This window comes from Streptomyces clavifer, assembly GCF_036345975.1.
Classification (GTDB): domain Bacteria; phylum Actinomycetota; class Actinomycetes; order Streptomycetales; family Streptomycetaceae; genus Streptomyces; species Streptomyces clavifer.
The window spans coordinates 7,474,499-7,492,838 of sequence record NZ_CP107793.1 but is presented as its reverse complement, the minus strand read 5'-3'; the positions used below and the strand labels follow the sequence as shown (position 1 = coordinate 7,492,838).

20 protein-coding genes, 1 tRNA gene and 2 pseudogenes are annotated in these 18,340 nt (G+C 70.2%); 11 read left to right on the top strand and 12 right to left on the bottom strand.

What is annotated here, in order from left to right:
- Positions 1-4: 4 nt before the first annotated feature.
- A complete protein-coding gene (locus OG927_RS32450; RefSeq protein WP_330321247.1) occupies positions 5-913 on the bottom strand; it encodes a helix-turn-helix domain-containing protein in 909 nt (302 codons plus the stop codon).
- Positions 914-999: 86 nt separating this feature from the next.
- On the bottom strand, positions 1,000-1,236 hold the full coding sequence (locus OG927_RS32445; protein ID WP_056789138.1) for a DUF397 domain-containing protein: 237 nt from the start codon (positions 1,234-1,236) through the stop codon (positions 1,000-1,002).
- Positions 1,237-1,431: 195 nt separating this feature from the next.
- On the opposite strand from OG927_RS32445, the gene OG927_RS32440 reads away from it, so the two are divergent.
- A complete protein-coding gene (locus OG927_RS32440; RefSeq protein ID WP_124280161.1) occupies positions 1,432-1,944 on the top strand; it encodes an ATP-binding protein in 513 nt (170 codons plus the stop codon).
- Between the two features lie 42 nt (positions 1,945-1,986).
- On the opposite strand, the gene OG927_RS32435 is transcribed toward OG927_RS32440, so the two are convergent.
- Positions 1,987-2,619 carry an SGNH/GDSL hydrolase family protein gene (locus OG927_RS32435; protein ID WP_209471598.1) on the bottom strand — a complete coding sequence of 211 codons (633 nt, stop codon included), beginning with the start codon at positions 2,617-2,619 and terminating at the stop codon, positions 1,987-1,989.
- A 30-nt stretch (positions 2,620-2,649) separates the two neighbouring features.
- On the opposite strand from OG927_RS32435, the gene OG927_RS32430 reads away from it, so the two are divergent.
- Positions 2,650-2,805: a hypothetical protein gene (locus OG927_RS32430; RefSeq protein WP_330321246.1), complete on the top strand. Its 156-nt coding sequence runs from the start codon at positions 2,650-2,652 to the stop codon at positions 2,803-2,805.
- Between the two features lie 104 nt (positions 2,806-2,909).
- Here OG927_RS32430 and OG927_RS32425 read toward each other — a convergent pair whose 3' ends face one another.
- Entirely contained in the window at positions 2,910-3,071 is a 162-nt protein-coding gene (locus tag OG927_RS32425; RefSeq protein WP_157866813.1) for a hypothetical protein, read from the bottom strand.
- 164 nt (positions 3,072-3,235) lie between these two features.
- On the opposite strand from OG927_RS32425, the gene OG927_RS32420 reads away from it, so the two are divergent.
- Positions 3,236-3,308, top strand: a tRNA-Trp gene (locus OG927_RS32420).
- A gap of 49 nt (positions 3,309-3,357) precedes the next feature.
- On the opposite strand, the gene OG927_RS32415 is transcribed toward OG927_RS32420, so the two are convergent.
- The gene (locus OG927_RS32415) at positions 3,358-3,768 is read right to left on the bottom strand and encodes an organic hydroperoxide resistance protein (RefSeq protein ID WP_330321245.1); all 411 of its coding nucleotides are present in this window, start codon (positions 3,766-3,768) and stop codon (positions 3,358-3,360) included.
- 111 nt (positions 3,769-3,879) lie between these two features.
- Between OG927_RS32415 and OG927_RS32410 the strand changes: the two genes are divergently transcribed.
- From OG927_RS32410 to OG927_RS32400, 3 genes are all read left to right on the top strand, one after another.
- On the top strand, positions 3,880-4,359 hold the full coding sequence (locus tag OG927_RS32410; RefSeq protein WP_124280163.1) for a MarR family winged helix-turn-helix transcriptional regulator: 480 nt from the start codon (positions 3,880-3,882) through the stop codon (positions 4,357-4,359).
- A 126-nt stretch (positions 4,360-4,485) separates the two neighbouring features.
- Positions 4,486-5,325, top strand: a complete 840-nt coding sequence (locus tag OG927_RS32405; protein ID WP_056788855.1) for a PP2C family protein-serine/threonine phosphatase — start codon at positions 4,486-4,488, stop codon at positions 5,323-5,325.
- Between the two features lie 57 nt (positions 5,326-5,382).
- On the top strand, positions 5,383-6,378 hold the full coding sequence (locus OG927_RS32400; RefSeq protein WP_056788851.1) for an MASE1 domain-containing protein: 996 nt from the start codon (positions 5,383-5,385) through the stop codon (positions 6,376-6,378).
- Positions 6,379-6,394: 16 nt separating this feature from the next.
- On the opposite strand, the gene OG927_RS32395 is transcribed toward OG927_RS32400, so the two are convergent.
- The 3 genes from OG927_RS32395 to OG927_RS32385 form a co-directional block, all read right to left on the bottom strand.
- Positions 6,395-7,711 (bottom strand): FAD-binding protein, encoded by a 1,317-nt coding sequence (locus OG927_RS32395; RefSeq protein WP_330321244.1) that lies wholly within the window; start codon positions 7,709-7,711, stop codon positions 6,395-6,397.
- Between the two features lie 72 nt (positions 7,712-7,783).
- Positions 7,784-8,593: an SAM-dependent methyltransferase gene (locus OG927_RS32390; protein WP_056788844.1), complete on the bottom strand. Its 810-nt coding sequence runs from the start codon at positions 8,591-8,593 to the stop codon at positions 7,784-7,786.
- Between the two features lie 68 nt (positions 8,594-8,661).
- Positions 8,662-8,799, bottom strand: coding sequence for a hypothetical protein (locus OG927_RS32385; protein ID WP_330321243.1), 138 nt, complete (start codon positions 8,797-8,799; stop codon positions 8,662-8,664).
- A 117-nt stretch (positions 8,800-8,916) separates the two neighbouring features.
- Here OG927_RS32385 and OG927_RS32380 point away from each other — a divergent pair, with 117 nt between their 5' ends.
- From OG927_RS32380 to OG927_RS32370, 3 genes are all read left to right on the top strand, one after another.
- Positions 8,917-9,111, top strand: coding sequence for an antitoxin (locus tag OG927_RS32380; protein ID WP_056788841.1), 195 nt, complete (start codon positions 8,917-8,919; stop codon positions 9,109-9,111).
- Positions 9,112-9,312: 201 nt separating this feature from the next.
- On the top strand, positions 9,313-10,914 hold the full coding sequence (locus OG927_RS32375) for a sigma-70 family RNA polymerase sigma factor (RefSeq protein ID WP_330321242.1): 1,602 nt from the start codon (positions 9,313-9,315) through the stop codon (positions 10,912-10,914).
- A gap of 253 nt (positions 10,915-11,167) precedes the next feature.
- Complete coding sequence (locus OG927_RS32370) at positions 11,168-12,934, top strand: FUSC family protein (protein ID WP_330321241.1); 1,767 nt, start codon at positions 11,168-11,170, stop codon at positions 12,932-12,934.
- 63 nt (positions 12,935-12,997) lie between these two features.
- Here the strand turns inward: OG927_RS32370 and OG927_RS32365 are convergent, their stop codons facing one another.
- From OG927_RS32365 to OG927_RS32355, 3 genes are all read right to left on the bottom strand, one after another.
- The gene (locus OG927_RS32365; protein WP_056788832.1) at positions 12,998-13,342 is read right to left on the bottom strand and encodes a hypothetical protein; all 345 of its coding nucleotides are present in this window, start codon (positions 13,340-13,342) and stop codon (positions 12,998-13,000) included.
- Positions 13,343-13,381: 39 nt separating this feature from the next.
- A complete protein-coding gene (gene ctaD / locus OG927_RS32360) occupies positions 13,382-15,112 on the bottom strand; it encodes an aa3-type cytochrome oxidase subunit I (protein WP_209471602.1) in 1,731 nt (576 codons plus the stop codon).
- 157 nt (positions 15,113-15,269) lie between these two features.
- Positions 15,270-15,821 carry a GH25 family lysozyme gene (locus OG927_RS32355; protein ID WP_056789136.1) on the bottom strand — a complete coding sequence of 184 codons (552 nt, stop codon included), beginning with the start codon at positions 15,819-15,821 and terminating at the stop codon, positions 15,270-15,272.
- Positions 15,822-15,995: 174 nt separating this feature from the next.
- Between OG927_RS32355 and OG927_RS32350 the strand changes: the two are divergent.
- A pseudogene (locus tag OG927_RS32350) lies at positions 15,996-16,670 on the top strand (NADPH-dependent F420 reductase); the annotation flags it as partial.
- A 761-nt stretch (positions 16,671-17,431) separates the two neighbouring features.
- Entirely contained in the window at positions 17,432-17,974 is a 543-nt protein-coding gene (locus OG927_RS32345; RefSeq protein WP_124280167.1) for an SRPBCC family protein, read from the top strand.
- Positions 17,975-18,063: 89 nt separating this feature from the next.
- Here the strand turns inward: OG927_RS32345 and OG927_RS32340 are convergent.
- Positions 18,064-18,266, bottom strand: a pseudogene (locus tag OG927_RS32340) (alpha/beta fold hydrolase); the annotation flags it as partial.
- Positions 18,267-18,340 lie beyond the last annotated feature (74 nt).

The following is an 18,340-nucleotide window of genomic DNA, read 5'->3' as shown; positions in this document are numbered from 1 at the left end:
CCGGTCAGGTGTAGCGCTCGAGCGCCTGTATCAGCAGGCTTCTGCTCTCCACCGGGCTCGGGGACTGGGCGCTGAGGGAGTCCAGGATCCACCGGTACTCGTCCGTGCTCTCCTGTTTGTTCACGGACGTGGCATTGGTCAGGTGCTCGATGTAGGCGACGTCAGGAAGCCCGGCCATCGCGAACCGCAGATACGTGATGCCGTTGCCCGGGGACGTACGCGCGGTCACCTCGAAGGGCGCGACCTGGACGACGACATGGGGCAGCTCGGTCATCGCCAGAAGGTGGATGAGCTGCTCCCGCATCACCCGCGCACCGCCCGTCGGCCGCATCAGTACGGCCTCGTCCAGGAGCACCCACAGTTTGGGTGCGTCCTGGCGGCGCAGCAACTGCTGCCTTCTCAGCCGTAGTTCCACGCGCCGCCGGGTGGTCTCCTCCGGCTCCAGGTGATGCCCGGAGCGCACGACGGCGTGGGCGTAGTCGGCGGTCTGGAGCAGCCCCGGAATGTAGTGGCTCTCGTAGGTCCGGATGGAGGCGGCTGCCTCTTCGAGGCCCACGAGGGGCTCGAACCAGTCCGGCAGCACGTCCGCGTAGTACCGCCACCAGCCGCGTTCTCCGGCCCTGCGCACCAGGTCCACGAACTCGGCGGTCCTGTCGGGGTCGGTGACGCCGTAGAGCTTGAGCAGATCGGCTGCGTCGCGTTCCTTGCACGGCGAGTGGCCCGTCTCCATCCGGCTGATCTTCGCGGTGGAGCAGCGGATCCGGGCGGCGGCGCTGTCGGAGGTGATGCCCGCCTCGCCGCGCATCCGCCGCAGCTGCGCACCCAGAACCAGGCGCAGCGCGGTGGGACTTGACCCTGCGGCCGGAGCGAGTGTCGACTTCCGAGACGGCTGAAGCGGTTCGATGCCGGGCATGCGGGCTCCTGAGGGCGGGCGGCTGGACGCCAGTGTGCCATCAGGAGCCCGCGCCGGGGCGGGCCGGAGCGAAGAGCCCGGCGCTTTCAGCCGACCATGCCGTCGAAGTCACCGTCCCTCACGCCCGCCAGGAACGCACGCACCTCGGCCTCGGTGTACACCAGAGCAGGTCCGTCGGGGTGCCTGGAGTTGCGGACGGCCACGTCGCCACCCGGAAGCAGCGCCATCTCGACGCAGTTTCCACTGGGGTTGCTGTGATGGCTCTTCTTCCACGTCACGCCGGTGAGGGAGCCGGCCGGGACGCCGTTGTCTATGTGCTGCATGCGGTCCATTCCTTTACGGCAGTTGTTCCTGGCACCGCGCCAGGGTCCGCACCGGGTGAACAGATGTCCCCTGCTCACACCCCGGGGTGCAATTCCGGGTGCAATTGCACGGAAGCGCGGACGGCAGGGATACTAGTGGGCGTCCGGCCCCCACGGCACAACGAACCGGCATTCACCGGAGGGTGATCAGCGCTCATGTACGCGGAGAACGCGCCCCGTCACGGAGCGGCGGCCCACCCACCTCATCTGGCCGAAAACAGCGGATCCCCGCACGTGGACTGGGCGCGGGACCTCGGCGTGGGTGCGCCGGGGTTCATGACGCACAGCCTCGCCGCCGATGCCGAAAGCCTGCAGCAGGCAAGGGCGTTCGTCCGTGAGGCGCTGGAGCGGTGGGGGCTGCGGTCCGGCACGGACGAGGTCGGCCTGGTGGCGGGCGAGCTGGTGAGCAACGCCGTCTGTCACGCGCTGCCGCTCACCGTCCGCCCCGCTGTCCGGGCCACGGCGTGGCTCGGCCTGGCGCGGCAGGACAGCACGCTGGTCTGCGCGGTGAACGACCCGAGCCCCGACGTACCCGTGCTGCGCCGGGCCGACGACTCCTTGGAGCGCGGCCGGGGTCTTCGCATCATCAACGCGTTGAGCAGTTCCTGGGGTTGGTCCCGGCCCACACCTTCCGGCAAGACGGTCTGGGCCAGGATTCCCGTCGCCTGAGGGGTTCCGTCGTCGGCTACGACGCCGCCCGCGCCGCAGCCGCTACAGTCCGACCAGTTCCGTCCATGCCTCTGCGAGCACGGTGTGGCCCAGCGGGGTCGGGTGGACCCCGTCCCCCGCGATGTGCTCGGCCCCTCCCGCCGTACGGGCGGCCTGGTTGAGCAGCCCGTCCGCGGCCAGCAGGGCCGCGTCGAACTCCTCGGCCAGTCGGCGGACCGTTCGGATCCTGGGGTCGAGGTCCTCGCGCCATGCCCACTGCTCGTCCGTCACCGGGACGAGGAAGGGCTCGATCAGGATCAGCTGGGTGTCCAGCCCGTCCCGGATCTGGGTGAGGACGGCGCGGTAGTCGTCTTCGTAGGACTGCAGCGAGGTGATGTCCCCGGAGTCGTAGCGGCGCCAGGTGTCGTTCACACCGATCATGACGGACACCACGTCCGGCTCGAGGTCGACGGCGTCCTCGCGCCACCGGGCACGCAGGTCCGCCGCACGGTTTCCGCTGATCCCCCGGTTGAGGAACGTGATGCCGCTGTCGCCTCGCGCGGCGCGCACACGGTCGGCCGCCATACGGGCGTACCCGTTGCCCAGAGGGCTGTCCGGGTCCGACAGCCGGCCAGCGTCGGTGATGCTGTCCCCCTGGAACAGGACGGTCGCTGAGCCGTGCAGGCTGATGGTCACGCAATGCTCCGAACGGTGAGGAACGCGGAAGTGAGATCGGTGCGCCGCCCACCCGGCGGCGGCATCCGCAACCTAGCAAGTGATCTCCCCGACCAGAAGCCCGGTTCCGCCCACCGGGACCGGGCCACCCTCCGCCACCACGGCGCCGCACGCCGGAGCGGGCACGCGGTGCACGTACGCGGCTGACGCGCTCGCCCCGCAACGGCCCCGGCGAGGGCCTCCCTGGGGTCGCTGCTGCAGGGCTGGGCCGGGATCGGATGAAGGGCCCGGCGCAGCCCTGCGGCAGGGACCTACCGGAAGGACGCCGGAGCGTGCACCGAGCTGAAGTCGAGTGCGCGGTCCACCTCCAGCAGAGTCTGCTCGGCCACCCGGCGCACCTCTGCCGGGACATCTCCCTGTTCCTCCACGAGGCCGGCGTAGATCGGTGCGTCGGATCTGTCTGCGAAACTCACGTCAAACTGCCTATCGATCGGGTATGCCCGCCAATCAGCGGAAACGGGAGCCGAGTGTACGCGGTCCCCGCGGATCACCGCGGGGCAGACCGGGAAGCGGACCGGATCCGGAGGAAATCCCGTTGTCCGCACCCTGCGCGGCTGCCAGACTTAGAGCGCACCGGAGGGGTGTAGCTCAGAGGCCAGAGCGCCGGTCTCCAAAACCGGATGCCGCAGGTTCGACTCCTGTCTCCCCTGCCCGACGACGAGTCCCCCACCCCCGCGCGGGGGTGGGGGACTCGGGTGACTACTCGATGACGAGCTCGACGTCGATGTTGCCGCGCGTGGCCTTGGAGTAGGGGCAGTAGGCGTGCGTCGCCTCGACCAGCCGACGGCCGGTCTCCCCCTCCAGCACGTCCGGCAGCTCCACGCGCATGACGACCGCGAGGCCGAAGCCCGTGTCGTCCTTGCCGATCGAGACCTCGGCCGTCACGGAGACGTCCTTGGTGTCGACCTTCATCTCACGGGCGACCGAGCTCATCGCGCTGGCGAAGCAGGCGGCGTATCCGGCAGCGAACAGCTGCTCGGGGTTGGTGCCCTCGCCGTTGCCCCCGAGGGCCGGCGGCAGGGCGAGCGCGAGGTCGATCCGGCCGTCCGAACTCACTGCCCGGCCTTCACGGCCGTTCGCGGTGGCGGCAGCGGTGTACAGCGCGTCCATGGAGTGACCTTCTCTCGTTCGACGGCGACCGCGAGTCGGCCACCGCCAAAAGGATTGCACATAACTTAATTGCGCACAACTCAATTACGGACGGCAGGTTACTCTGGATCCATGACCTCACCGCCACCATCCGATCCCGGTCTGCCGGACGCCGAGCTTCTCCGGCTGGACCACCAGGTCTGCTTCTCCCTCCAGGCAGCCTCCCGCGCCTTCGGAGGCGTCTACCGGGACGCGCTCAAGGAGCTCGGACTCACCTATCCCCAGTACCTCGCGATGATGGTCCTGTGGGAGCACGGCCCGCTGCCCGTCAAGACCATCGGGGAGCGGCTGCACCTCGACTCGGGGACGCTGTCCCCCCTGCTCAAGCGGCTCGAGTCGGCCGGGCTCGTCAGGCGTGAGCGGAGCCCCGAGGACGAGCGGTCGGTCATCGTTCACCTCACGGAGGCCGGAACCGGGCTGCGTGAGCGCGCCCTCTCCGTCCCCCGCACGATCCTCGGAGCCACGGGTCTGTCGGTGCAGGAGGTCCTCGCGCTGCAGGAGACCCTCGCCCGGCTCACGGACTCCCTGAGCCGGGCCGGCCGAACCGGCTGACGAGATCCCGCCCGGGGCCGGCGGAATCCGCGGCAGGTCCGGCTGGGTGGGCCCCGGCGCCGCAGCACTCGCAGGAGTGTCTCCGGCGAATTAGGATGCAGGGACTTACGTACCGCGGAGCAGCCCATGAACCGGCGTCGAACTCCCCGATCAGCGAGCGCCGAGGACCTGCTCAGTACTCTGCAGCACCTGACGGCCCGGGCCCGGCAGGAAGTGGAGCTGCATCAGGCCCGGGTGGAACTGGCCCAGGCCCTGCAGCGCAACATGCTTCCGGCCACTCTTCCCTCCTTTCCCGGGCTCGACACCGCGGCCTGCTACGCGCCGGCCCGTAACGGGCTGGACATCGGCGGCGACTGGTACGACGGGTTCCTGCTGCCGGACGGCTCCCTGGCACTGGCGATAGGCGATGTCCAGGGCCATGACGTGGAGGCCGCCGCCTACATGGGGCAGATCCGGATCGCCATGCGGGCCATCGCGAGTACGGCTGTCGATCCAGGCGAGGTCATGGGCCGCACGAACGACCTGATCCTTTCGATGGGCCCGAGCCTTTTCGCCACCTGCTCGTTCTTCCGGCTGGATCCGGTGACCCGGGAGCTGGAGAGCGCCCGCGCCGGTCATGTCGCGTCCGTCTGGGCCACCGCCGACGGGGGGTCGGGCATCACGGCGGACGCCGGCGGCCTTCCGCTGGGCATCGAAGCCCGCCAGCACTACCCCGTCACCCGGCGCACCCTGGATGCCGACGGTGCGTTCGTCCTGCTCACCGACGGGGTCATCGAGGGGCCCTCACTGCCGATCAACGAGGGGCTGGAGCTGATCAGGCGTCTGGTGAGCTCGCACTCCGGCGACCCGGCCGCGGACCTGGCGGAGACCGTGCTCAAGGCCGCGGCGCTCACCGGTCACGAGGACGATGCGGCGGTACTCGTTCTGCGCCACGGCGCCGTCCCCACCGGACCGCAGGTGACGTGAGGACCCGCCGCGCGTGTCACGGCCGCCCGCCGTCATGCGCGGTGTCTGATGAGGCGCGTGATCCGAAGCGAGGAAGCCAGACGTCGGACCGTGGCCGTACTGCAGATTCTGGGCATCGCCGCCGCCTACTACGCGTCCGGCCGGGTCGGCCTCCTCAGACAGGTGAGCGTGGAGGGTTCTGTCGTCAGCCCGCTCTGGCCGCCCACGGGAATCGCCGTGGCGTCCCTGCTGTACCTCGGGCTCCGGGTCTGGCCGGGGATCGCGCTCGGGGCCCTGCTCACGGTCATCTCTATCAGTGGCGGTCTGACCCTTTCCGGCCTAGGCATCGCCACAGGAAGCACACTGGCCCCGCTGTGCTCCTACCTCGCGCTGCGCGCGGTGGGGTTCCGCAGTGAGCTGGACCGTCTGCGCGACGGTGTCGCCCTGGTCTTCCTGGGCGCCTTGGGCGGCATGCTTCTCAGTGCGACCTGCGGCACCGGCGTCCTGATGCTGACCGGCGACCTCCCCGTGTCGAAGTTCTGGTCGGTCTGGTCCGCCTGGTGGGCTGGGGACGCCATGGGGGTGCTCATGGTCACCCCGTTGCTGCTGGCCCTGCGCAGGGCCAGGATGCCCCGGCTGAGCGACCCGTGGGTGGAGGCGGCAGCGCTGGCCGTCGTCACCGTGGGAGTGACGGTCGTCGCGACCCGCAGCACGCTGTCGATGATCTACGTCCTCTTCCCGGTGCTCATCTGGGCCGCCCTCCGCTTCCAGCTGGCCGGCAGCGCCCCCTGCGCGCTCCTGATGTCCGTCATGGCGATCGTCGCCGGAACCGACGGGGTGGGCCCGTTCGCCGACCACTCCGTGCTCGAGGTCATGCTCAACCTCTGTGTCCTCAACGGCTGTGTGGCCCTCACCGCGCTCCTGCTGGCTGCGATCGTCGCCGAGCACAACAACATCCGCTACGAGACGGAGCTGGCGTGCGACGAGCTCGCCGCCCTGGTGGAGGAGCTCGCACCGCTCCAGACGAGGAAGGACCGGGCCGCGGAGCTCAGGAACGGGCACGGATCGGCCTGACGGGCCCTGCGGCCGCTCAGCCGGTGCGCTCGGCGTCGGGGCCGTCGGCGGCCCGGGGGAAGTGCTGCTGCAGGAAGGCGTTGCGGAACGTTCCGGTGGGGTCGAGACGGGCGGTCAGGCGCTCGAAATCGGCGTAGTGGCGGTACAGGCCGCGCAGAGTGCCGGACGGGGTGGTGAAGACCTTGCCCCAGTGGGGCCGGGCGCCGAACGGTGCCAGCGCTTCCTCGATCGCCCCCAGGACGGGTAGGACTGCGGCTGTGTCGGGCACCCACGTGAAGTGGAAGGCCACCGCGTCCGTGCCCTGGGCCGGGCTGAGCCACAGGTTGTCGCCGGCCACCGTACGGATCTCGCCGATCTGCAGGAGTGGCGCGATGCGCTCCTTGATCCGGTCGAGGGCCTCGTAGGCCGCCACGGCGTCGTGCCGGGCCACGAAGTACTCCGACTGCAGTTCGTCGCCGTTGCTCGGGGTGAACTCGAGCCGGAAGTGGGGCAGCCGGGCGTGCCAGGGGCCGGGGACCCCCTGCTGCTGCGTGGTGTGCTCGGCCGGCATCCCGGGGACGGGATGCCTCGGCCTGTCCGCGAGCGTGGCGCCGAGCCACCGGGACGGCGCGATGCGGGGCCCCTCCTGGCCGACCCGCTGCTTCAGCCACACCTGATCGACCGGGCCACCGCGCCAGGCAGTGAACAGGCTCACGCTGTACGCCGCGGACATCACCTCGTCGAAGCGGCCGAGCAGCTGTTCCTGGGGCAGCCCCTCGTACACCCACTGCTGCACGTCGAAAGCGGGCACGAGGTCCAGGGTCAGGCGGGTCACCACTCCCAGTGCGCCCAGGGAGACCACGGCCCCGGGGAAGTCCGCGTCGCCGCGCTCCAGTACGAGGATCGCGCCGTCGGCGGTGACGAACTCCAGGGCGCGGACGGCACCCGCGAGGGAGCGGTTGGCGACGCCCGACCCGTGGGTACCGGTGGCGCAGGCGCCGGCGAGTGAGATGTGGGGCAGTGAGCCCAGGTTGTGGAGCGCCAGTCCACTGCGGTGCAGGGTGCCGGTGAGCTCGCCGAAGCGCAGCCCTGCGCTCACCGTGGCCGTCCTGGCCTGCCTGTCGATCTCGATGGTGCGGGGCAGCCCCGCGACCGATATCAGGTCACCCCGGGTGTCGGCCACGGTGTTGAAGGAGTGGCCGGTGCCCAGCGCCCGTACCGCCGTCCCCGCGGCGACGACGGCCCGGAGCTCTGCCACCGAGGTGGGTGTGTGGAGCCTGCGGGCCCCGAAGGTGACGTTGCCCGCCCAGTTCGTCTGTCGCGCGGACGGGGCCGGCGCCGAATGATCGATCATGCCTCAGGAGCTTACGCTCCGCCTGTCCGCTCCCGGCGGGGCCGTGCGTGTCGATTCGGGCCCTGCCCCGTCTCAGGGCTTGCGTCCCACGCCGCTGACCGCGTGGCCGGGCGGAAGGTGCTCGCCGTCGCGGCCGGGCTCGGGGCGCCAGGCCGCGATCCTGACGACGCCGGGCGCGACCACGTCCAGCCCGTCGAAGAACTCGGCGATCCGCGCCGGGCTACGCAGATGGTACGAGCTGACAGAACTGGCGTTGTACGCGTCGATGGCCCGGGTCATGGTCTCGCTGGTGTCGGTGCCGTCGGCGAGCGCCAGATAGCTGCCGGAGGGGAGAGCTGCCAGCAGTCGTCGGACCAGGTCCCACGGGTCCTCCTCGTCGGGGAGCTGGCCCATGATGCCCAGCAGGGTCAGACCGACGGGCCGGGTGAGATCGATGGTGCGGGCGGCCTCGTCGAGGACGCGGCCGGTGTCACGCACATCCGCGTCGACATAGGCACAGGCGCCCTCGGGCGTGCTCGTCAGCAGCGCGCGGGCATGGGTCAGCACGAGCGGATCGTTGTCGACGTACACGACCCTGGATTCGGGGGCCGACCACTGGGCGACCTCGTGTGTGTTGTTCGCCGTGGGCAGGCCCGTACCGATGTCGAGGAACTGCCGGATCCCCGCTTCGCCGGTCAGGAAGCGGACGGCACGGGCCAGGAAGGCCCGTTGATCGCGCGCGATACCCGCGATGTCGGGGAACGTCTTCAGGATCATCTCGCCCGCCGCGGCATCGGCCGGGTAGTGGTCCTTGCCTCCGAGGAGGTAGTTCCAGACACGGGCGGAGTGCGGCCGGTCGGTCTGCAGCCGGTCTGCTGCCGGTGGTTGTCGGGGATCTGTCATGGCAGAAACCTCACCACTCCGCGCTCACCGCGCGGGACGACGAGACCGCCACGGGGATCGGCCGGAGGTCAGTACGGGAGGGTCCGTCCGGACGGGGTGCGCAGGTCCAGCGGGGGCGGCCCCGTGGGGGGCTGCGGACGGCGGACGATCTGGATGCGGCCCACGGCCACCACCTCCTCCTGGTCAACCGGTATCTGCCCATCCACACGGCCTTCACACCTCCGGGGCCGCGCGGACCTGCGTCGCGATCACTCGCGGATGCGGGCGGGGCCATCAGCGGTGACCCTGGACGGGCGGGGGACGCCGAGTCCAGGAGGGAAACCATGTCCGCGTTGGACAAGATCAAGAAGATGCTCAAGGGGCACGAGGACCAGGCCGGGAAGGGCATCGACAAAGCCGGCGACATGATCGACGACCGGACTCAGGGCAAGTACAGCAAACACGTCGACACCGGCCAGGAGAAGCTGCGGCAGCAGCTCGGCGAGGATCAGGGCCCCGACAGTCCTCGGCGTCACTGACCCGAAGGCGGCGACGGTGCCGCCGTACCCGCCGACCTCACGTGCCGGGCCCCGTGACAGTGCTGGGGCCCGGCGCGCGGTATGCCCGGATACGTGAGGGGCGGGCGACCGCGTGGCCGGATTCCTGTTATCGTCCCCGCCGCACAGCGTCTCCCGAGTGTGGGAAGTGACGGAACAGGACCCCGGAAGAGTGAGCACTGTATGGGCGAGGCACGCGAGTCGGCGTTGATCAAGGCGGCGCAGAAGGGGGACAAGCAGGCGCAGGACCAGCTCGTCGCGTCGTATCTGCCTCTGGTCTACAACATCGTCGGCCGTGCGCTGAACGGTCACGCGGACGTCGACGACGTGGTGCAGGACAGTGTGCTGCGCATGCTTCGCGGCCTGCCCTCCTTGCGCTCCCCCGGGAGCTTCCGGTCCTGGTTCGTGGCCATCACCATGAACGAGATACGCGGTCACTGGCGTACGCGCAGGACCGGGGAGATATCCGCCGACCCGATGGAGGTCGCATACGACGTCGTCGATCCCGCGTCGGACTTCGTGGAGCTGACGATCGTCCGCCTCGGCCTGACGGGGCAGCGCCGCGAGGCCGCCGAGGCCACCCGGTGGCTGGACGAGGACGACCGGGCGCTGCTGTCCCTGTGGTGGCTGGAGACGGCCGGTGAACTGTCCCGGAGCGAGGTCGCCGGCGCGCTCGAACTGTCGCCGCAGCACACCGCGGTCCGTGTGCAGCGGATGAAGGCGCAGCTCGAGGCGGCCAGACTGGTGGTACGGGCGCTGGCCGCACGGCCGCGCTGCATCCTGCTGGAGGACCTCACCGCCCAGTGGGACGGTGCGCCGTCGGCTCTCTGGCGCAAGCGTCTGGCCAGGCACGCGCGGGACTGCACGGTCTGCTCGGGGCACGGGTCCGGCCTGGTCCCGGCGGAGGGTCTGCTGGTGGGCCTGGTGCTGGTCCCCCCGGCGGCGTCCGCCGCCGGCGGTCCGGCGGACATCCTCTCCACCGGCGCCGTACGCACCGGGGTCACACGGCTGTCGGGTCCCGGACGCGCCGACCGACGCCGGGACGAGGTCAGGCGCCGCCGCCGCACCATCGTGGTGGCGGGACTGGTGGCGGTCGCGGCGCTGGGGAGCGGTGGCGCCGCGGTCCACCTCTACACGGATGACGGGGACGAGGGGCCATCGACGGCGGTCGCGCCCCTGTCGGGACCGTCGGCCCCGGATACCACGTCGGCGCCGCCGGCCGCTTCACCATCACCCTCGCCCTCGCCCTCGCCCTCGCCCTCGTCGGCATCCGCCTCTCCCTCACCGTCCAGGACCAAGGCCAAGACCGCTTCCCCAACCCCCGAGGCTGTCCCCAGTCCGCGCACTTCGTCCTCGAAGCCGTCCGCCGCGCCGCCGCCGGAGCCCGCGAAGCCGACCTCCGACTCGGATGCGGAGGAGGTCATGAACCTGGTCAACGCGGAGCGGGCGAAGGAGGGCTGCGGCGCGGTGAGCACCAACGACCGACTCGCGACGGCCGCATCGCGTCATTCCGCGGACATGGTGGAGCGCGACTACTTCTCGCACACGTCGCCGGACGGTACGGACCCCGGCGCGCGCATCACCTCCGCCGGGTACCGCTGGAGCACGTACGGCGAGAACATCGCGAAGGGGCAGCCCACCGCGGCCGCGGTGATGGAGGCGTGGATGAACAGCCCCGGCCACAAGGCGAACATACTCAACTGCGCGTTCAAGGAGATCGGCGTCGGCCGGCAGGAGTCGTCGGGCGGCCCCGTCTGGACGCAGAACTTCGGCACGGCGCTGTGACGACGCGCGGGACCGCGTCGGTCCCGCGCGCCGTCACACCGCGGAAATGATCAGGTAGCACCCTCTCCACGTGAGGGATCTAGGCTGGGGGTCACGCCCAGGCCGAAGGCGTCCGCCGGCGATATGACGCTATCCCCGCGCGGACAGGAGCCCGGTGTTCACACCCGCTATTGCGTCCAGTCCTCCTCCCCTCCCCCCGTGGCTCGGTCATGTGCTGCGGGCCCAGCGCGGGCCGGTTCCGTGGCATGCGGTGATGCGGGGGGCGCTGGCCTCGCTGCCGCTGCTCCTCGCGGTGCTCGCCGAACGGCCGACCGCCGGAGTGCCTGTCGCACTGGGCGCGATGCTGGCCGGGATCAACGACCGGCCCGGCAGCAGGCGTGCCGCGGTCACCCGGCTGGGCGTTCCGGCGCTGGCCGGCTCGGCGGGGCTGCTGCTCGGCACGATGATCGCGGCTGCCGCGGGCGGTGGCCGGTCCCTCGTCGTGCTGCCGTTGGTGTTCGGGGTCCTGGGGCTGGTCGCCGGAGCCTTCAGCTCGACGGGGCCGGTGGCCTCCTCGTGTGGGACGCAGGTGCTGGTCGCGGCGGTGATCGGGGCCGGTATGCCGTTGCCGGAGCCCGGCCCGGCCCGCGCGTTGCTGTTCCTGGCCGGTGCGGGCTGGCTCCTGCTGCTGCGGCTGGTGCTCCCGTCCCCCGGCCGCCCGGGGAACGGCCCGTACCGCCTGGACGGGGAGCGGGAGGCGGTGGCCGCCGTGTACGAGTCAGTGTCACGGCTGCTGCGGGCGACAGGCGGACCGCGGGCCCTGGACAGCAGGGCGGCCCTCAGCGCCGCCCTCGACCAGGCGCAGGACGCACTGGCCGGGCCGCGGCTGCGCAGCCGGTCGGGTTCGGCCGCCGAGCGCCGGCTGCACGCCCTGTACGCGGCGGCCTTCCCACTGGTCGAGGCGGCGACCGCGCTGGCCTGGGCAGGTGTGCCGCTGCCCGCCCGTCTCGTGGCGGGTCCCCGCAGGCTGGCGGACGCGGTGCGTACGGGCGGGTCCTGCGGTCCGCTGCCCGCCCCGGCACGGACGGATGCCGGACTGCGCGCTCTCGACGACGCTCTGCTGCGGGCCGCGGCGGTCTTCGACCGGCCTGAAGGGTCGTCCCCGGGTACGGCGAAGGGGCGCCCTGAAGGCTCGGCCCCGAAACGGGCGTGGAGTGCCGCGGGCCGCGAGTACGGCCTGCGGGTGGCGGTGTGCTGCGCGACGAGTACGGTCGTCGCGCAGTGGCTGCATCACGAGCACTGGTACTGGCTGCCCGCCACCACCGTGTTCCTCGTCAAGCCGGATCTGGGACCGCTGGTCTCCCGGGTCCTGTGCCGGGCCGTGGGCACGGTCGCGGGTGCCGCGGTCTTCGGTCTGTCGGCGCTGCTGCTGTCCGGTGTGCTGTCCGGCCCGTACCCGCTCGTCGGTGCGGTCGCGCTCTGCGGTGCGCTCCTGCCGGTCGCCACCCGCCACTTCGCGGTGCAGACGGCGGTCGTCACCGTGCTCGTGCTGTCCCTCGTCCTGCTGGGCGGAGAACCTCCCGCCGCTTGGGGGCGGGTCGTGGAATCCCTGCTGGCGTGCGGGACGGTGCTGCTCGTCGGTCATCTTCCGCTGCCCGGCCGGCGAGGGCACACCGTACGGGCCGCTCTGGACACGGCGGTGGGTGCGGCCCATCGCTATCTCGGCCACGTCCTGGACGCTCCGGAGGACCACGCCGGGCGGGGCGCGCTGCGGCGTGACGCCTACAGGTCGTTGGCCGCGGCGCGTACGGCCATCGATCTGACAGCGGCCGAACTGCCCCCGGTGGCACGGCATTCCGCGGGGTCCGACGGGGTCGCGGGTGCGGTGGAGCGGCTCATCGACACCACGACCGCGTGCGCCGTGCACCTGGGCCACCGGGCCGACCGACTGCCGTCTGCGCATGCCGAGCGGCTCGCCGTACACCTGTCCGAGCTCGACCAGGCGTGGACGGGGCCGCGCCGGGAGATGTCGGCCCTGTGACCCGGGCCGGTGTCCGATCCCCCGGCTGCCCGGTCACCGCTTCGGACACCCGGGGGCCGATCGTCACCGGCCGAGCAGGACCAGTGCCATGAAGGTGCCGCTCACCGCGCCGACGGTGAGCGCCGACACCGCCACGCAGCGCGCTCTCAGCCGGTCGTACCGCGCGGTGTACTCGCCCCGGAGCTCGGCCGCCCGGTCGGCGACCTTGGTGAGGGACTCCCGGCAGGCCGCGACCCGGTCCGTGACGTAGACGCGTTCGACGTTCTCACGTTGCGCGGTGGTGAGCCAGGGCAGCTGTTCGGTGAAACGGACGGCCCGGCGGCGGGCCTCCTCCACCTCGGCGTTCCAGAGCAGGTACCCCTCCACCTGTGCCAGGCCGCGGGCGGCGCTCTCCTTGTCGGGTTTCACGCACTCCTCCTCTCGATGGACGGTCGTCCCGGGCCGGCCTCATTCCTGTTTGTCCCCGGGTGCCACGGTGACGGAGTCGGCGGGACGGTTCGTCTCCTCCTCGAGAGCGCGGATGGAGGGGTAATGCAGGTCGAACGCCGGGGACTCGGAGCGGATACGCGGCAGCGTGAGGAAGTTGTGGCGCGGCGGCGGGCACGATGTGGCCCATTCGAGCGAACGGCCGTATCCCCACGGGTCATCGACCTCGACCTGCTTTGCGTACTTGGCGGTCTTCCAGACGTTGTAGAGGAAGGGAAGCATCGAAAGGCCCAGCAGGAAGGAGGCGACGGTGGAGACGGTGTTGAGCGTGGTGAAGCCGTCGGCCGCGAGGTAGTCCGCGTACCGGCGCGGCATGCCCTCGGCACCGAGCCAGTGCTGCACCAGGAACGTGCCGTGGAAGCCGATGAACAGCGTCCAGAACGTCATCTTGCCGAGCCGCTCGTCCAGCATCTTGCCGGTGAACTTCGGCCACCAGAAGTGGAATCCGGCGAACATCGCGAAGACCACCGTGCCGAACACGACGTAGTGGAAGTGCGCGACGACGAAGTACGAATCGGAGACGTGGAAGTCCAGCGGCGGCGAGGCCAGGATGACACCGGTCAGACCACCGAAGAGGAATGTGACGAGAAATCCGATCGACCAGAGCATCGGTGTCTCGAAGGACAACGACCCCTTCCACATCGTGCCGATCCAGTTGAAGAACTTCACACCGGTCGGCACCGCGATCAGGAATGTCATGAAGGAGAAGAACGGCAACAGCACACCACCGGTGACGTACATGTGGTGCGCCCACACAGTCACGGAAAGACCGGCAATGGCGATCGTCGCGCTGATCAGGCCGACATAACCGAAGATCGGCTTCCGGCTGAAAACCGGAATGATCTCGGAGACGATGCCGAAGAACGGCAGGGCGATGATGTACACCTCCGGGTGTCCGAAGAACCAGAAGAGGTGCTGCCAGAGAAGCGGGCCGCCATTGGACGCGTCGAAGACGTGTGCGCCGAATTTTCGGTCGACTTCCAGCGCGAAAAGCGCCGCGGCCAGCACCGGGAAGGCCAGCAGCACGAGAACACCGGTCAGCAGGACGTTCCAGGTGAAGATCGGCATGCGGAACATCGTCATGCCGGGGGCACGCATGCAGATGATCGTGGTGATGAAGTTGACCGAGCCGAGGATCGTGCCGAAGCCGGAGAATGCCAGACCCATGATCCACAGGTCGCCGCCGACCCCGGGCGAGCGGATCGAGTCGGTGAGCGGGGAGTAGGCGAACCAGCCGAAGTCGGCCGCACCCTGCGGGGTGAGGAAGCCGGACACCGCGATGAGCGAGCCGAAGAGGTACAGCCAGTACGCGAACATGTTCAGTCGCGGGAACGCCACGTCGGGCGCGCCGATCTGCAGCGGCATGATCCAGTTGGCGAAACCTGCGAAGAGCGGCGTCGCGAACATCAGCAGCATGATCGTGCCGTGCATCGTGAACGCCTGGTTGAACTGCTCGTTCGAGACGATCTGATTACCGGGGCGGCCCAGCTCGGCACGCATCACCAGTGCCAGCACACCGCCGACGAGGAAGAACAGGAACGAGGTGACCAGGTACATCGTTCCGATGGTCTTGTGGTCGGTGGTGGTCAGCCACGTGACGACCATTCTCCCCGGCTGCCGCGGCCGGACGGGCAGTTCGTCCTGGTAGGCGGCATCGGCTTCCACCGATTCTGCGGCACCCCTCGTCGTCACTGCGGCACTCCTTCGGTCGACGGCCGATTGTGGACTCGGCGACCAGGATGGACTCCTCCGCAGCGGTACCGCGGTACATCCCCGTGAGCACTGCACCAGTGGCTGGCAAAGGGCACTCCACTGGCCGATGGCGATGATGCCCGTGTTGACGCGCCCCTCAGGCCTCGGCCCAGGCGCGCATCGCCTGCCGGGAGGAGAAGTCGGCCACGTTCTTGTCCAGCGGCCGGTCGGTGTACTGGTGGATGCGCCAGGAGGCTTCGACCCTCGGTCGGCCCTCCGGTACGTAGTCGGCGATCCAGAGTCCGTCGCCCGCGTACGAGGACGTGTCGTGGTCGAGCCAGAAGGTGCGATTGCAGTAGAGCAGGACGCGATGGTGGGGCCGCAGGCGTTTCACCTCGCGGATGAAGCGGTCCTTGTCCGCGTTGCTCGCGCGCGTACCCTCGGCGGTCTGTTCCCAGTCGGCGGCGAGGAGGTCCCCCGCCTTCTCCGGGGTGCTGTCCACGAAATACGCCGCCTGTTCCTTCGCGTGCCCCGGCCACAGGAAGTGGTAGAAGCCGACCAGGCACCCGGCGTCCCTGGCACGACCGACCTGGCCCTTGAGTTTCGGATTGACGTACGAACGCCCTTCGGTGGATTTGATGAGGACGAAGTCCACACCGTCCGTGTCGAAGTCCGTCTGATGCGAGCTGACATCGACGCCGTGCAGCACGGGCACCACCTCCAAGTGGGGCGCTCTGATTCCGTTTGCCTCCCCCTCTAGGTGCCCGTCCCAGCGGTTCTCATCCGTCCGGGCTACCGCAGAATCGATTCGGCAGTAGCGGAATAGTGTGCTCCCGATCGGAGTTCATGATTCGACGACACTCTTTCACCCTCACGCACTCGGCATCGGAAGGTCGGATTCATGAAGATCGGCATCATCGGGGCGGGCAACATCGGCGGCAATCTCACCCGCCGCCTCACCGCGCTGGGGCATGACGTCTCCGTCGCCAATTCGCGCGGACCCCACACTCTGACGGCGCTCGTCGAGGAGACCGGAGCAACCGCTGTCACGGCAGCCGAGGCGGCACGCGGCGCCGGTGTCGTCGTGGTGACCGTGCCCCTCAAGGCGGTCCCGGACCTGCCGTCCGGAATCCTCGAGGAGGCGGCGGAGGGCGCCGTCGTCATCGATACCGGCAACTACTACCCGCAGCGTGACGGGCGGATCGGCGCCATCGAGGACGGGCTGACGGAGAGCCGCTGGACCGAGCAGCAGCTCGGCCACCCGGTGGTCAAGGCGTTCAACGGGACGTACGCCCAGGACATCCTCGACAAGGGACTCGCCCAGGGCGCCCCCGGCCGGCAGGCCCTCCCGGTGGCCGGCGACGACCCGGCGGCCAAGCAGGCGGTGCGGGCCCTCATCGACGAGCTGGGCTTCGACACGGTGGACGCGGGTGGACTGGACGACTCCTGGCGCCAGCAGCCGGGCACACCGGTCTACGGGAACCGGGGCGACGCGGAGACCATCGAGAAGGCACTGGCAGACGCATCACCCGAACGTACGGCGGAGTGGCGCGCCTGACCGTCCGACAGCGTCCCGGGGCCGCGCGGTGGGCGGGGTGCGGCCCGGGGACGCCGAGCGGCGGATCCCGCGTCGGCGACGACCGCGTCCGGCCTCCCGAAGCGTTCTACGGTGGTGCCGAGGGCGGACCGCACCGCATCGCCGCCGGGCGCGTACCCCGTGAGCGTCAACAGGCCTTCGGACGTGCCACGTTCCTGGGCGGAAGCCCGCAACCTGTCCTCACACCCGTGACGGTGGCCGCGGTCCAGCGGTTGGCGAGCCGTTGCGGCGTCGATCCTTTTCCGCCGCCGGTGATCAGTGTGACCGGAGACGCGCTCATGATCCGTCCCCCTGGTGTCCTTGCGCCACACGCCTGCGGCGACGCCGCGGATTCCATCGGCCATAGCGCACTCGAAGTCATGCCCTTCCTCCCGCGGCAGTCGTCCGCCGCACGGCCGGCCCTGCGGGTCCTTCACCTCGGATGGCGGGTTCTTCGCCCCAAGCACGCACCGCCGCTTGGCATCGTCGGCCGCGGGGGCCGGTGCGGCAGTACCGGCGTTCCTCCTCCGTGCCGGGTGGCGCAGTCCACGGAGAAGACGCGGTACGACTTCGGCTCGATGGCACCGTGCTCGTAGTCGCTGAGGAGCTTGTCGGGTCCGGCGTCCGGGACGCTGATGCGTGTAGGCCACACTGTCCAGCGGACCAGCACCGTCAGCCCTTCGCACCTGATCCGTCCGGCTTCCGCAGAGCGGCAGGCCGTACGTGGACAAGGAGTTCTGCTTATGCCCCGCATCATGTCCGTGTCGGACAGCATCCTGGTCGAGGCGACTCCCTCGGCCGTGTACGCGCAGGTGAGCGACCCCACCTCGATGGGGCGCTGGAGTCCGGAGAACCAGGGCGCGCGGGTGCTCGGCGACCGCCGTTCCACTTATGTGGGCATGGTCTTCGAGGGCCGCAACAAGCGCGGTCCCTTCCGCTGGACGACGAGGTGCACGGTGACCGCAGCCGATCCGGGTCAGCGCTTCGCGTTCCGGGTGCACGCGATCGGGGCGAAGCGGCCCCGACTGCCAGGGGCCATCGCCCTGTGGGAGTACCGCTTCGAAGCGGTCGACGGCTTCACCCGGGTCACGGAGACCTGGACGGACAACCGGCGGGCGTGGCCCGATTTCCTCGCCGACGCGTTCGACCGTGTGGCCACGCGGGGCCACACCTTCGCGGAGTTCCAGCGGGGCAACATCCGCACGACGCTGGAGCGGCTCAAGGCGGCGCTGGAGCACGACGGGGACGCGGCCGGGCGGGGCGGGGAGACCGCGCTTCACGACTAACTGATCGTTTCAAAATGAAGTTTGGAGTCGTCTCAAGCAGATTATGCTGCAAGCGAGTTGGAGCAGGTTGAGATGGATGTCCGCGCGTACGGATGACGCTCGCTCGCGCCGTGCCCGCGCTGATCACCGCGACGACCTGATACCGGGCAATAAGCCGTGAGGCCACCACCTACCACTCACCCGCATGACCGGCCAAGCCGTGCAGCGGCACGACCGGTTCCCCCGGCCCGCCCCGGTCCCGGCAGACAAGCCGAACCCCGTCGCGCACCACCACACGCTCGGACCACACCACGACCGCCCCCAAGAATCGTCTCGCCCGATCACGCCCCGACAGCCGCCACGAGCCGCGCTCAAGGCCGCCCTTCT